The following is a 14,639-nucleotide window of genomic DNA, read 5'->3' as shown; positions in this document are numbered from 1 at the left end:
TGATCTGGTATTCCGTGAGTCTGGCTGAGACCGTCTCCTGCCTGCACACTGGGGCCTATGAGGGATTTTGATGTCCTTGTTCTTGGTTCCGGACCGGGTGGACAGAAAGCCGCGATCGCCGCGGCGAAACTCGAACGGCGTGTCGCGCTCGTCGAGCGGCGCAACATGCTCGGCGGGGTGTGCATCAACACCGGCACCATCCCCTCCAAGACGCTGCGCGAGGCCGTGCTGCACCTGACCGGTCTCAACCAGCGGGGTATGTACGGCCAGAGCTACCGGGTGAAGGACGAGATCACCGCGGCGGACCTGGGGATCCGCACCCAGCACGTGATCGGCCGGGAGATCGACGTGATCCGCAGCCAGCTGTCGCGCAACCACGTGACGACGCTCAACGGGCACGGCCACTTCGTGGATCCGCACACGGTCGGCGTCGTCGACGAGCACGGCCACGAGACCAAGGTCACCGCAGACAAGATCGTCATCGCCACGGGCACCAGGCCCGCCCGGCCCGACACCGTGGAGTTCGACGGCCACACCATCATCGACTCGGACGGCATCCTTCAACTGCAGGACATCCCGGACTCGATGGTGGTCGTGGGAGCCGGGGTGATCGGCATCGAGTACGCCTCCATGTTCGCCGCCCTGGGCACCAAGGTGACCGTGGTCGAGCGCCGCGACCGGATGCTCGACTTCTGCGACCTGGAGATCGTCGAGGCACTCAAGTACCACCTGCGCGATCTGGCGGTGACCTTCCGCTTCGGCGAGACCGTCGCCGCCGTCGAGCGCCGCTCCCGGGGCGCGCTGACCGTGCTGGAGAGCGGCAAGCGGATCCCCGCCGAGACGGTGATGTACTCGGCCGGACGCCACGGCATGACCGACGAGCTCGCCCTGGAGGCCGCGGAACTGGCCGCCGACGCCCGGGGACGCATCCAGGTCGACGAGCACTACCGCACCGTCGTGCCGCACATCTACGCGGTCGGCGACGTCATCGGGTTTCCCTCTCTCGCGGCCACCTCCATGGAGCAGGGCCGCATCGCCGCCCACCACGCCTGCGGCGAGCCGCTGGGCGGCATCCACCACCTGCAGCCGATCGGCATCTACACCATCCCCGAGATCAGCTTCATCGGCCCCACCGAGGACGAGCTGACCGCCTCCCACGTCCCCTTCGAGGTCGGCATCGCCCGTTACCGCGAGCTGGCCAGGGGCCAGATCATCGGCGACACGTACGGCATGCTGAAGCTCCTGGTCTCCCCGGAGACCCGCGCCCTGCTCGGGGTGCACGTCTTCGGCACCGGCGCCACCGAGCTCATCCACATCGGCCAGGCCGTCATGGGCTGCGGTGGCACCATCGACTACCTGGTCGACGCCGTCTTCAACTACCCCACCCTCGCCGAGTCCTACAAGGTCGCCGCACTGGACGCCATGAACAAACTCCGCCGCGTGGCCCGCTTCGAACTCTGACCGCGGGACATCGCGGCCGGTACGGGAGGGTCGCGATGTCCCGCGGCTTCTCCACGGTGCCGTTCTCGCGGGCCGGGAACCACGGTCCGCGAACGGCGGCCTCGCCGCGGTCACCCGGGTCACGACCTGTGGATCCGCCCTGGGTGGTCAGCCCCGATCGCCGAAGGCGTACCTCAGCGGTGGCAGCACCGCACGGGCGTCCGCGCCGCCGACCCACAGACCGATCATGAACGCCGCGGTCGCCTCGAGCAGGCCCGCGCGTTCCAGGCCGCCGCCGTCGACGGGCTCGCACCCGAGATCGGTGACGAGGGAGCGTACGGCGGCCAGCGCGGCGGGGTCGTCGCCGCAGAGGGGCACCGCCAGCGGGACGCCGTCGAAGGCGGGCGGCGTCATCCGCCACACATCCTCATGGCAGAGGTTGAACGCCTTGACGACGTGTGCGCCGGTGCTCTCCGCGACGCGCCGCGCCATCGAGGGGCCGCCCTCGGTGGCGAGGGTGAAGCGTCCCTGGACGACCGGATTGACGCAGTCGGCGAGCACCCGGCCGTCCAGCGTCCCCCGGCCGCCTCCCGCGGCCTCCAGGACCTCGGTCACGGCGTGGTCGCGGACGGCGAGCAGCGTCACCTCGCCGAAGACCGCCGCCTCCTCCCAGGTGCCCGGCCGCGCGGCGGGCCCGAGCCTGGCCGCCAGGGCGGCGACCTTGACCGGGTTTCGGCCGCTCACCGTCAGTTCGTGGCCCGCGCGGGCCCAGTGCGTTCCGAGCGCGTCCGCCATGCGGCCCGCGCCGAGGATGCCGATGCGCATCCGTCCTCCCCTGCTCGACTGCTGCTGTGGGACGAAGGTAGAGAATTCATCGGGCACCGTTCGGTGCGTGACGTCTCGGAGAGACTGGAGGACCCGGCGTGTTCCTCGCCGACTGCCGCGCCCGGCTCGCGTTCGACCTGATCGGCAACACCTGGAACGCCGTCGTCGTCTGGGCACTGCGCGCCGGTCCCCGGCGTCCCGGCGAGCTGCGCGAGGAGATCGGCGGGATCAGTGCGAAGGTGCTCACCGAGACCCTGCGCAGGCTGGAGTACAACGGCCTCGTCTCCCGCCGGGCCTACGCCGAGGCGCCGCCCAGGGTCGAGTACGGGCTCACCGACCTGGGCCGGACGCTGGTGCCGCTGATCGGGGCGTTCGGCGAGTGGGCCTTCGACCACGGTGACGAGGTCCTCGACGCCCAGGACCGTGCCGAGGGGCTCACCGGGTGAGGTCGTGGCGGTCCGCGCGGGGGCCGACGCGGGGCCGGGCATGACCGCGGGGAGCGCCCGTGGCCGATCGAGGACCCCCGGTCTCGGCGGCCCGGCCGGATGACCGGGCGCCGGGGTTGTTCAGCTCCCCGAGGAGGGGCGCTCCTTCTTCCCGGCCACGAGGGTGTCGGAGGTCTTGCCGGGCGCGGGAGGCCCGACCGGTGTGGGCGCGGTCGCGGGGGTCGCCGGGGGTGTGGACGTCGCGGCGCCGGACGGAGGCTTGCGGGTGCGCGTACGAGGACGGGGGGCGGCGGGGAACTCCGCGGTGTCCGTGGCGCTCTCCGAGGCGGATCCCTCCGGCTCTGAGGTGGGCGGGGACGCCTCGTCGGGCTTCTTCCCCGAGGTGGGACGGGCGAGGGCGGGCGCCGCGTGGGTCTCGGGCTCGCGCAGCGAGGCGATGACGTCGTGGGCCTCGTTCTCGGCGGCGAAGTCCTCGGCGGCCTCGGCCTCACGGCGCTTGATCACCACCATGTGGTCGACCGAGAGGCGGCCCGCGCCGCCGACCGCGAGCAGGATGGAGGCCGCGCCAAGGGCCACGATCAGCTTGGCGTCGCCACCGGTGAGCGGCAGGCCCACCTCGCCGCTGGCCAGGATGAACACGGCGAGAGCCTCGGCGAACAGCAGCAGCCCGCAGGCGGACACGGCGAGCCCCGCGACCAGCAGCGCGCCGCCGATGAGTTCCGTGAGCATGGTGGTCGCGGCCCACACGTAGGGCCCGGAGGCGCCCAGGCTCGTGAACTGCTCGGCTGTGGCGTTCAGGCCCGCTTCGAGCTTGTGCCAGCCGTTGGCGAAGAAGATCCCGCCCACGCCAAGTCTGGCGGCCAGGGAAGCAAGATCATGAAGGGTTTGTCGCACGGTTCCTCATTCTGGTTAGATTCCCCGTTCCTGCCCATGCTTGACCGATAGATGACCGAGCGGGGGCCGTCCAAACCCTCGGCGACCCTCGGCGACCCTTGGTGACCCTCGCGACCCGTCACGAACCTCCACGAGGGGCGTCCCTCTCTTCGCCGACGGGGCGGCGGGGCACCAGGAGTGTCACGGCCAGAGCGGTGGCGGCGAGCAGGAACACGCTCACCGCCACCGTCGTGTGCAGACCGGAGACGAACGCGACGCGGGCCGCGTCGAGCAGGGCGTCTCCCACGCCGCCGCCGATCTCCCGCGCCACGTGGGCGGCGGAGGCGAGCGACTGGCGGGCCTGCTCCATCATCGCGGGCGCGACACCGTGGACCGGGGGCAGCGAGGGGGCGTACACGGCCGTGGTGATCGTGCCGAGCACCGCGACGCCGAGTCCGGCGCCCAGTTCGTAGGCGGTCTCCTCGATCGCGGCGGCGCCGCCCGCGTGGGACTCGGGGGCGGAGGACATGATCGTGTCGGAGGCGGCGAGCAGAGTGACCTGGATGCCGAAGCCGATGCCGATGAAACAGAGCGCGAGGGCCACCGGATGTCCCTCGGTGTGCCAGGTCAGGGTGGGCGCGAGGGAGAGGGCGGTCAACGCCAGCCCGCCGCCCATCGTGGCGCGCAGCCCGAACCAGCGCAGCAGCCGCGCCCCGGCCAGACCGCCCACGATCGCGGCGATCATGAGGGGGAGCATCCGTACGGCCGCCTGGATCGGGCTGTGACCCAGGACCAGTTGGAGATACTGGGCGAGCATGAGCTGCAGCCCGACCAGGGCGAAGACCGTGAGCAGCACGCCGCCCACCCCCGCGCAGAAGGCCCGCCTCCGGAACAGGCTCAGGTCCAGCAAGGGGACGGCGAGTGAGCGCTGCCTGCGGACGAACCACACCAGCAGCCAGACCCCGCCCAGGAACGCCACCACCCCGCCCGGATGCCCGGCCCCCGCCTCCTTCAGGCCGAAGGCCACCCCGAGGATGCCCAGCACCGACAGCGCCGCGCTGAGCGCGTCCCACGGCTGACCGGTGCGCCTGCGGGACTCGGGCAGGATCCTGGCCGCGGCGGGCATCAGGACCAGCAGGATGGGGACGTTGATCAGGAAGACGGCGCCCCACCAGAAGTGTTCGACGAGCACCCCGCCGATGATCGGGCCGACCGCGGCCCCGGCCGCGGCCACCGCGCTCCACACACCCAGCGCGATCGCCCGCTCGTGCCGGTCGGTGAAGACCTGCCGGATGATGGAGAGCGTGGCGGGCATGATCATCGCTCCGCCGAGACCGAGCAGTGCGCGTGCGGAGATCAGCGCGAGCGGGGTCGGCGCGAACGCCGCCGCGGCCGAGGCGACGCCGAAGACCAGGTATCCGGCGAGCACCAGGCGCTTGCGCCCGTAGCGGTCACCGAGCGTGCCGAAGGTGAGCAGCAGCGGCGCGACCATCAGCGAGTAGACGTCGATGATCCACAACAGCTCCACGGAGGACGGCTCAAGGGCGGCCGTCAGCGCCGGTACCGCGATGTGCAGCACCGTGGCGTCCACCGTGATCAGCAGCAGACTGAAGCAGAGGACGGCGAGGACCGACCACCGGCCGGCCCCGGATGCCCGTGGGTCGCCGGCCGCGCGTCTGGCCATGACGGTGGTCATGAGCCGCTCAGGATCTGTCGGCCTGGACGAACATGCGTCGCAGCTTAGGCGAAGCCGGGCAGTGCCCGGGGCTGCATTGGGTGATTGATTCACAGGGGAATGTCCGTTTTATGCCCCGAGCAGGGCGGTGTTCGGCGGTTCTCGGGCCGCCGCGAGCGACCTCTCTAGAGAGATACAGGCATATACCGACATCTAGGCAAAAGGTGATCTCGCACCGACCATGGCGATCGTGGGGAGCCAGCGCGAGGCCCGTGAGCCGCCGTGGTGAGCGGGTCCGGCGGGGATGACCCCGCCTCGATCCCGCCACCGCGGGACCCTGTCGATTCCCGGTCCGGGAACGCCCTCGGCCGGGTCACCGCGTCGCCGCGGGACCTCCCTGGTTCCCGGTCAGGGAACGACCTCGCCTCGGGGCCCGTGCCGCCGCCGCGGGACCCCGCCGACCCCCGGCAGTGGTGCGCGGTGGCCGCCGCGTGGCTGGCCCGTGACCGGCCCGAGGCCGCGCTGGAGGCCGCACGCAAGGCGCTGGACCTCGACCCCCGGTCCGAGTCCGGCGCCGACTGGGGATACCGTCTCGCGAGCCTCGCGTTCGAGCGGCTCGGCCGCGACGCGGAGGCCGTGGCCGCGGCCGAGGAGGCCGTACGCCTCGCACCGGGTTCCTGGGCCGCGCGAATGCGGCTGGGGGCCGCGCTGCGCAGGGTGCCGGGACGCTGGCGCGAGTCGCGGGCGCAGGCGGCGAGGGCCGTACGCTACGCGCCGGAGGAGCCGGACCCGCACGTTCTCGCCGGTGACCTCGCGCTGCTGCGGGGTGAGTACGCCGCCGCGGAGGCCGCCTACCGCGAGGCGCTGCGCCTGCTGCCCGGCCACCCGGGCGCGAGGGTGAACCTCGGCCTGGCCCGGCTGCGCTGGGAGCGCCCGCGCGCCCACCACGACCCCGCCTGGCCGGTCGACCCCCGCGAGACCGGCCGGGCCAGACGTGCCCTGGCGACATGGTCGCGGCAGATCCGGATCCTGCTCGCCGTCGCCCTCGTCGCGGTCTGCGCGGCCGAGTTCGGGTTCGGCCTGGCCTCCGTGGCGAGGATCGGCGGCGGCCTGGTGTTGCTCGCCGTCCTGGCGATCACCCTCAGGCGGGCGCAGCGGGTCAGGCTCTGGTCGTACGTGCCGGGCATGCTCGCCCGCGACCTGTGGCTCAGCACGTCGGTCTCGATCACCCTGGTCGCCGTGGCCGCGTACGTCGCGGTCGTCGCCATCCTCCCCGCGGAGATCCCACCACCCCCCTCCGGCCCGGTGCCGGGTGCGCTCTGGGCGAGTCTCGCCGGACTGGTGCTCCTCAACGGGATGGTCCTGCTCGTCCTGCGCGTCCTCGTCGAGGCATGGCGCGGGCGGCCGGTCAGCGCGCTGGCCGAGTTCGCCGCCGCGGGCGACGATCGCACGGCCAGGCGCGACGTGAACGTGACGCTCTGGCTCGTCGCGGTCAGGGTCTGGTCGGTACCGGCGGCGGTCACGGTGGCGGTGGTCGTCCTGGACGAGCGGAGCTGGGCACTGGCCGCCCTCGCCGTACCGCTCGCGCTCGGCCGGCTGCGAGTCCGGGTGGGTCCGCCCCTCGGGCTCGCCCGCGCGTCGGCCTCCGACCGCGCGCTGGTGGCGGTCCTGGCGCTGTCCGCCTCGGCGTCGATCCTGCTCGGCGTGGCCGGGGCGGCACCGGCTCTCGGGCTCGACCCGCCGGGAGAGTGGGCCTGGTGGGCGGGAATCGCGCTGCTCGCCGTACCGGTGGCGGTATTCGCCACGAGGTCGGTGCGGGCGTGGTGGCACGGCGCGCCGGGGCCGTGGCGGGCCTCGCTGGTCATGTGCGACGGCTGCGGAAGCCGCCTCCCCGGCGACGCGGGAGCGCCGGTGGGTCTCAGCGGGGAGGTGCGCGCGGCCTTCACCTACGCGCGGGGGGTGGTGCTCGCGTACGCCGATCCCAGCGGTCCGCGCGCGCTCGCCGTCGGCGCGGTCAGCTCGGTCGGCCCGAGCGGCGAGCTGCGCCTGATCGCCGCCTCCGACGCCTGGGAGGCCGCCGAACGCGACCCCAGGGTGGCGGTCTTCGTCGCCGACCCGCTCGACCGCCGGTTCTGGGCCGAGGTACGGGGCGTCGCCGTCGGCGACACCGAGGCCGACCTGCTGAGAATCACCCCCAAGGAGGTCGTGGTCGGCGAGTATCCCGGCCGCCACCAGGGCCGCGCCCGCCGCGGCTGAGGGGTCCTCCCCGGAGCGCGGGACCGTCCTGCGGTGCGTGACGCGGTACGTGCCGGGATCCGGTTCTCCCCGGAGCGCGGGACGCCCTCGCCCGGAACGCGACCCGCCCGGGGAGCCATGCCGGGACCGGGGCGTCCAAGGGCCGCGTGACCCGCGGGGCGCGGAGCCGTGGACCGTCTTGCCGGGCGGTGACATTTCCCTGCCCGCGACGCCCGCGACCCGGCATGGCTCCCCGGGCGGGCGAACGGCGGGGGCGGCCGGGACCGGGCCGTACCGCCTCGGGGGAACGCGGGCGAGGGTCGCCGCGCGCGGGGCGCGGGGGCGGCACAGGGAGAGGCGTGGCCGGAGGGACCGCGCGGAAAGAGCTTGCTACCTCGAACGTTGGTTTCATCCGCTCTCATCCGGATATCTGATCCTGCCCACACGACGGCGTGGCGCGACCCTCAGGCACGCGCAAACGCCCCCTTGTTGCGGTATAACCAGGGGCGGACCGGGGAGGCGTGATGCGGGAATCCAGCAGGGCCCGTCCGGCGGGGCGCGCGGCGGCACGGGATCTGTTCGAGCAGGTTCGACTGGGCTACTTTCGGCTCTCGCCGCCCCTGCGCAGGCTGATCTACGTCGCGGTGCTGGTCGGAGCGGTCGCGCTGGCGTTCGGACTCGGCTGGTCGGTCCTCAACACGTTCTTCTCCACCCTGGTGCTGCTCGGCTTCGCGGCGTTGACCCTGAGCTTCCCCCGCGCCGCGGCGACCCTGCTCGTGGTGCTCGGCTGGCTGGGGGTAGTCCTGATCTTCCGGGCCGTCCTCTTCGGCCTGCACTCGCCGGTCCCGTCGGCGCTGATGCTCCTCGGACTCCTGGTCGCGGGGGCCGCCCACCTCATCCGCTGGGTCCCACCGTGGATGACCACGGTCATGGCACTGGTGCCCGCGGGACTGACGGCCGTCCTGCTCGACGTGGTCATCACGGGGTTCGTGCCCGCCGTCGCCGTCTGGGCCGCGTACGCCGTGGCGGCCGGGGTGCTGGTCCACCGGTTCCTGCAGGCCCGCCGGGTGCGGGCCGCGCTGGAGGCGGGGGAGCGGCTCCCGAGCGGGCTCCGGGTCCGCGAGGGCGGCCACCCCGCCCCCGCCCAGAGCGCCGGCGAGCGCGACGACCCCCCGCCCATCTCGGTGGAGGAGGCGCTCGGCGAGCTGGACGCCATGATCGGCCTCGCCCCGGTGAAGGAGCAGGTCCGCTCGATCGCCGCCTCGATCGAGGCGGCCAGGCTGCGCAGGGAGGCCGGATACTCCACCGAGCCGCCGATGCGGCACTTCGTGTTCGTCGGCCCTCCCGGCACCGGCAAGACCAGCGTGGCCAGGACCGTCGCGAAGATCTTCTACTCCTTCGGCCTGCTGGAGACCCCCTACGTGGTGGAGGCCCAGCGGGCCGACCTGGTGGGGGAGTTTCTCGGCGCCACCGCGATCAAGACGAACGAGCTGGTCGACCGGGCGCTCGGCGGGGTGCTGTTCGTCGACGAGGCGTACAGCCTGATCAACTCCGGTGACGGCCAGCCCGACAGGTTCGGCACCGAGGCCGTGCAGACGCTGCTCAAGCGGGCCGAGGACGACCGCGACCGGCTGATCGTCATCCTGGCCGGATACGAGAAGGAGATGGGCACCTTCCTGTCGTCCAACCCCGGCCTGTCCAGCCGGTTCTCCAGCAGGGTCCGCTTTCCCAGCTACGCCCCCGACGAGCTGCTCCGGATCACCGAGCTGCTGCAGCGGCGCAGGGGCGACCGGATGGCGCCCGAGGCCGCGTCCGCCCTGCTCGCCCGCTTCGAGGACATCCACCGGCGCGCGATCGTCGACGACCTGGGCAACGCCCGGTTCGTCCGCAGCCTCGTGGAGGCCGTCGCGCAGGCCAGGGACGTGCGCGTGGTGGGAGCGGGCGGCGCGCCCACCACCGAGGACCTGGTCACCACGATCGAGGCCGACGTCGTCAAGGCCTTCGACGAGCTCACCGCCCGCTACCGGGGCTACCAGGCCGCCCCCTCCCTTGAGGAGGCGCTCGCCGACCTCGACCGCATGGCGGGGCTGGAGCCGGTCAAGCGGCAGGTGCACGCGATCGCCGCGCAGCTCAGGGTGGCCAAGATGCGCGAGGAGCGCGGGCTGCCGACCCCGCCGCAGATGCGGCACTTCGTCTTCGCCGGACCGCCGGGAACCGGTAAGACCAGCGTGGCCCGCATCCTGGGCCGCATCTTCGCCGCGCTCGGCCTGCTCACCCAGCCCGACGTGGTGGAGGCGCAGCGGGCCGACCTGGTCGGCCAGCACCTCGGCGCCACCGCGATCAAGACGAACGAGCTGGTCGACCGGGCGCTCGGCGGGGTGCTGTTCGTCGACGAGGCGTACAGCCTGGTCAACTCCGGCTACAGCGGGGGCGACGCCTTCGGCACCGAGGCCGTGCAGACGCTGCTCAAGCGGGCCGAGGACGACCGCGACCGGCTGGTGATCATCCTGGCCGGATACGAGCGGGAGATGAACGCCTTCCTGGCCTCCAACCCGGGCCTGGGCAGCAGGTTCAACCAGCGGGTGCAGTTTCCCTCGTACTCGCCGGGGGAGCTCACCGAGATCGCGGTGCTGCTCGCCGACGAGTCGGGAGACCGGTTCGACGACGACGCCCGCCGCGACCTGGCCGAGGTCTTCACCTGGGTCTGCGACGAGGGCCTGATCGACGGGCTCGGCAACGGCAGGTTCGCGCGCTCGCTCTTCGAGCGCGCCGCGATGCGCAGGGACGTCCGCCTCGCCGCCCTCGGCGGAACCACCGCGAGCGCCGCCGACCTGACCACCATCACCGGTGCCGACCTGCGCGCGGCCGTCGACGAGCTCGCGGGGAAGTGACCTCGGCTCCGCCATCTCCCATCGAGATCCCTCCGACTCGGTACGCTGTGCAGTCCGTCGGTCGCCGAGTGTAGCAAGATGGTCACCGACAGCGGCGGGGCTCCGGAGGAGGAAAGATGGCGGGATTCCTTACCCGCAGGCTGCTCAACTATCTGGTGCTGATCGTCGTGGCCACCAGCCTGGCCTACATGCTCGCCGCCTCCGCGCTCAACCCGCGATCCAACTACGAGGGCCGCAACCCCCCGCTCCCGTCGGCCGTCGTCGACGCGCACCTCACCGACCTCAACCTGAACGACCGCACCCCGCTCTTCGAGCGCTACCTGACCTGGGCGGGAGGCGTCGTGCGCGGAGACTTCGGCAAGACGGTGGGCGGAGGGTCGGTCAACGACGACCTCGGGCGCCGCGTCGGCGTCACCCTGCGCCTGATCACGATCGGACTCGTCCTCGGCAGCGTCGGAGGTGTGCTCATCGGAGCCTACGCCGCGGTCAGGCAGTACGGCCTCTTCGACCGATCGGCGACCGTCCTGTCCTTCGTCGTGCTCGCGATCCCCACGGTGGTGCTGGCCAACATGCTGATCATCGCCGCCATCCGGCTCAACGAGGCGGCCGGCACCCAGATCGTCCTCGTCAGCGGAGAGGCGACCCCCGGCCTTGAGGGAGGGCTCGCCGCCGCCGTGTTCGACAGGATCAGGCACCTGGTCCTGCCCACGCTGTCGCTCTCGCTCGGACTGGTCGCCGTCTACAGCCGTTACCAGCGCAACATGATGCTCGACGTGCTCGGCGCCGACTTCGTCCGTACGGCCATGGCCAAGGGGCTGAGCCGCAGGGCCGCGCTGACCCGGCACGCGCTGCGCACCGCGCTCATCCCGGCGGTCACCTACTTCGCCTTCACCTTCGGGGCGCTGCTGGTCGGCACCACCTTCACCGAGAAGATCTTCGGCTGGCACGGCCTGGGGGAGCAGCTGGTCGACTCGATCTCCACCAACGACGTCAACACCGTCGCGGCGATCAGCTGCTTCGCCGCGCTGGCCGTGTTGCTGGCCGCGCTCGCCTCCGACATGCTCCACGCCGTCCTCGACCCCCGTGTCCGGGTGGGGTGAGCCGGAGATGGCCATCGCCGACGAGGAGCTCGCCGAGCAGCAGTCGTCCGTCGACAGGATCAAGGCACCCTCGCGGCTGCGGGTGGTCGCGGGCCGCCTCCTGCGCTCGGGGCGGGGCAGGATCGGCCTCGCCCTGCTCGTGCTGATCTTCCTGCTCGCCTTCGCCGGGCCGCACCTCACCCGCTGGACGTACGTTTCGAAGGACTACACGGCCTTTCTCGCGCCTCCCTCCGCCGAGCACTGGTGGGGGACCCTGCAGACCGGCGCCGACGTGTACGCGGTCACGTTGCGCGGCCTGCGCAGGTCCCTGATCGTGGGCCTGCTCGCCGCGGTGGTCGGCACCGCGCTCGCGGCCGTGGTGGGCGCCTTCGCCGGATACTTCGGAGGCTGGACCGACCGGGCGCTGACCTGGCTGACCGACCTGCTGCTCGTGCTCCCGGCCTTCCTCATCCTGGCGATCATGTCCCCGCTCTTCGCCGGGAGGCAGTGGCCGGTGTTCGTGCTGGTGCTGGCGCTCTTCCTCTGGATGGTCACCTCGAAGATCGTCCGGAGCATGACCATCTCCCTCAGGGAGCGGGAGTTCATCCACGCGGCCAGGTTCATGGGCGTGCCCCCGACGAGGATCGTCTTCCGGCACGTGATCCCCAACATGTCCTCGCTGCTGGTCGTCGACGCCACGCTCAACGTCAGCGCCGCGATCCTCACCGAGACGTCCCTGTCCTACTTCGGTTTCGGCATCCAGCCGCCCGACGTCTCGCTGGGCAGCCTCATCGCCGACGGCGCGCGGACGGCCCTGTACGCCCCCTGGACGTTCTGGTTCTGCGCGGGTCTGCTGATCGTCACCGTGCTCGCGGTGAACCTGGTCGGCGACGCCCTGCGCGACGCCTTCGACCCCACGTCCCACGGGGCGGGTGACCGATGACGGGCGAGCGATTCCCGGGTACGACGTCCAGGGCCGGCGAGCGCGAGCCGGTGCCCGACCCGATCGCCCCCGTGCTCGAGGTGCGTGACCTCGACGTCACCTTCGGCTCGGGGCCGGGGGCGGTCCGCGCGGTCAGGGGCATGGGTTACGCGGTCCGTCCCGGCGAGGTGCTCGGTGTCGTCGGGGAGTCCGGCTCCGGCAAGTCGGTCACCTCGCTCGCCGTGATGGGCCTGCTCCCGGCGCACGCCCGCGTCACCGGCTCGGTCCGGCTGCTCGGGCAGGAGATCCTGGGCGCCCCGGAGAGGACGCTCACCGCGTTCCGCGGCAAGACCGTCTCCATGGTCTTCCAGGATCCGCTCTCCGCGCTCACCCCCGTGTACCGGGTCGGCGACCAGGTCGCCGAGGCGATCCGCGTCCACCAGCGGGTGGGCGCCGCCCAGGCGGCCAGGCGTGCGGTCGAACTGCTCGACCTGGTCGGCATCCCCGACGCCGCGCGGCGGGCCAGGGCGTTCCCGCACGAGTTCTCCGGTGGCATGCGCCAGCGCGCGGTGATCGCGATGGCGATCGCGAACGACCCCGACGTGATCCTCTGCGACGAGCCCACCACCGCGCTCGACGTGACCATCCAGGCGCAGGTGCTGGAGGTGCTGAAGACGGCGCAGCGTGAGACCGGCGCGGCGATCGTCGTCATCACCCACGACCTGGGGGTGGTGGCGGGGTTCGCCGACCGGGTCCTCGTCATGTACGCCGGGCGCCCCGTCGAGGTCGGCTCGGTGGACGAGGTCTACTACCGCAGTCGCATGCCGTACACCATGGGACTGCTCGGCTCGGTCCCGCGCCTCGACCGCGGCAGGGGACGCCCGCTGGTGCCCATCGAGGGCGGCCCGCCGTCACCGGCGGCGCTGCCGCCGGGCTGCCCCTTCGAGCCGCGCTGCCCGATCGCCGTCCCGGCGTGCTCCGAGACCGAGCCGGAGCCGGAGCCCGTGGACTCGCCGGGCCACCTCGCGGCGTGCGTGCGCTCCGGCGAGATCGAGGCGGCGGGATGGTCGCCGGACCAGGTCTACGGTATGCGCGGACCGGCCACGGGCACCGCCACACGTGCCGCCGCCGCTCCCGCCCGGCGTCCCGCGAGCCCTGTGAGCCCCACCGACTCCACTGCCTCCATCGACTCCACCGGCCTCGCCGCTCCCGGCGTCGAGGAGCCGCCGCGCCCGCGCGAGGAGCGCGCCGTGGTCCTGCGGGTCGAGGGCCTGGTCAAGCACTACCCCCTGGTCGCCGGGACGCTCCTGCGGCGGAGGGTCGGCACGGTCCGCGCGGTGGACGGCGTCGGCTTCGACGTCCGCGAGGGCGAGACGCTCGGCCTGGTCGGCGAGTCGGGCTGCGGTAAGACCACCACCCTGATGGAGATCCTCGAACTGGCCGCACCGCAGCGCGGCAGGATCACGGTGCTGGGCCACGACACCTCAAGGATGAGCGCCCGCGACCGGATGGCCGTGCGGCGCGACATGCAGGTCGTCTTCCAGGATCCGCTCGCCTCGCTGGATCCGAGGATGACCGTCTACGACATTCTCGCCGAACCGCTGCGCGCGCACGGCGAACGGGACCCGGGGCCGAGGATCGGCGAGTTGCTCGACCTCGTCGGCCTGGAACCCGGCCACGCCGCCCGCTACCCGCAGGACTTCTCCGGGGGCCAGCGTCAGCGCATCGGCATCGCCCGTGCCCTCGCCCCGCGGCCCCGGCTGGTCGTGCTGGACGAGCCGGTCTCGGCGCTCGACGTGTCCATCCAGGCGGGGGTGCTCAACCTGCTGGAGGGGCTGAGGAGCCGCCTGGGCCTGTCGTACCTCATCGTCGCGCACGACCTGGCCGTGGTCCGGCACATCGCCGACCGGGTCGCGGTCATGTATCTGGGGAGGATCGCGGAGATCGGCCGGGTCGGCGCCGTCTACGACACCCCGCTGCATCCCTACACGCGGGCCCTGCTGTCGGCGGTCCCGCTTCCCGACCCGCTGCTGGAACGCTCCAGGAAGCGCGTCCTGCTGGAGGGGGACCTGCCGAGTCCCGCCGACCCTCCCTCCGGGTGCCGTTTCCGGACCCGCTGCCCCCTGTTCAAAACCCTCGGCGAGACCGACCGGCGACGCTGCGTGGACGAGGAGCCCTTGATACGGCAGGTCGGGGACGACCACGGCGTCTCATGCCACTTCGCCGAGAGGTCCGACGCCGGATGACCCAGCC

Annotated in this window: 10 protein-coding genes; 7 read left to right on the top strand and 3 right to left on the bottom strand. The window is 72.6% G+C overall.

Translation table 11 applies throughout. From position 1 onward, the window contains the following. Positions 1–57 precede the first annotated feature (57 nt). A complete protein-coding gene (gene sthA, locus AB0B96_RS25425) occupies positions 58–1,461 on the top strand; it encodes a Si-specific NAD(P)(+) transhydrogenase (protein ID WP_350945932.1) in 1,404 nt (467 codons plus the stop codon). 147 nt (positions 1,462–1,608) lie between these two features. Here sthA and AB0B96_RS25420 read toward each other — a convergent pair whose 3' ends face one another. Next, entirely contained in the window at positions 1,609–2,322 is a 714-nt protein-coding gene (locus AB0B96_RS25420; protein ID WP_362902404.1) for an NAD(P)-binding domain-containing protein, read from the bottom strand. 41 nt (positions 2,323–2,363) lie between these two features. Here AB0B96_RS25420 and AB0B96_RS25415 point away from each other — a divergent pair, with 41 nt between their 5' ends. Then, on the top strand, positions 2,364–2,711 hold the full coding sequence (locus tag AB0B96_RS25415) for a helix-turn-helix domain-containing protein (protein ID WP_350945934.1): 348 nt from the start codon (positions 2,364–2,366) through the stop codon (positions 2,709–2,711). A gap of 120 nt (positions 2,712–2,831) precedes the next feature. On the opposite strand, the gene AB0B96_RS25410 is transcribed toward AB0B96_RS25415, so the two are convergent. Both AB0B96_RS25410 and AB0B96_RS25405 read right to left on the bottom strand, forming a co-directional pair. Then, a complete protein-coding gene (locus tag AB0B96_RS25410) occupies positions 2,832–3,605 on the bottom strand; it encodes a DoxX family membrane protein (RefSeq protein WP_362902402.1) in 774 nt (257 codons plus the stop codon). Between the two features lie 118 nt (positions 3,606–3,723). Continuing rightward, on the bottom strand, positions 3,724–5,280 hold the full coding sequence (locus tag AB0B96_RS25405) for an MFS transporter (protein WP_362902400.1): 1,557 nt from the start codon (positions 5,278–5,280) through the stop codon (positions 3,724–3,726). 414 nt (positions 5,281–5,694) lie between these two features. On the opposite strand from AB0B96_RS25405, the gene AB0B96_RS25400 reads away from it, so the two are divergent. The 5 genes from AB0B96_RS25400 to AB0B96_RS25380 all read left to right on the top strand — a co-directional run bounded on the left by AB0B96_RS25400 (position 5,695) and on the right by AB0B96_RS25380 (position 14,632). After that, a complete protein-coding gene (locus AB0B96_RS25400) occupies positions 5,695–7,515 on the top strand; it encodes a tetratricopeptide repeat protein (protein WP_362902398.1) in 1,821 nt (606 codons plus the stop codon). 503 nt (positions 7,516–8,018) lie between these two features. Continuing rightward, positions 8,019–10,385, top strand: coding sequence for an AAA family ATPase (locus tag AB0B96_RS25395; protein WP_362902396.1), 2,367 nt, complete (start codon positions 8,019–8,021; stop codon positions 10,383–10,385). A gap of 116 nt (positions 10,386–10,501) precedes the next feature. After that, a complete protein-coding gene (locus AB0B96_RS25390) occupies positions 10,502–11,485 on the top strand; it encodes an ABC transporter permease (RefSeq protein WP_362902394.1) in 984 nt (327 codons plus the stop codon). A 7-nt stretch (positions 11,486–11,492) separates the two neighbouring features. After that, positions 11,493–12,407, top strand: coding sequence for an ABC transporter permease (locus AB0B96_RS25385; RefSeq protein ID WP_350945940.1), 915 nt, complete (start codon positions 11,493–11,495; stop codon positions 12,405–12,407). Beyond that, positions 12,404–14,632: an ABC transporter ATP-binding protein gene (locus AB0B96_RS25380; protein WP_362902391.1), complete on the top strand. Its 2,229-nt coding sequence runs from the start codon at positions 12,404–12,406 to the stop codon at positions 14,630–14,632. The genes AB0B96_RS25385 and AB0B96_RS25380 overlap by 4 nt, the downstream gene beginning before the upstream one ends. The last annotated feature ends 7 nt before the right edge of the window (positions 14,633–14,639 follow it).

This window comes from Streptosporangium sp. NPDC049046 (assembly GCF_040649155.1).
Lineage (GTDB): Bacteria > Actinomycetota > Actinomycetes > Streptosporangiales > Streptosporangiaceae > Streptosporangium.
The sequence above is the reverse complement of the archived record's forward strand: the minus strand, read 5'-3'. Positions and strand labels throughout refer to the sequence as shown.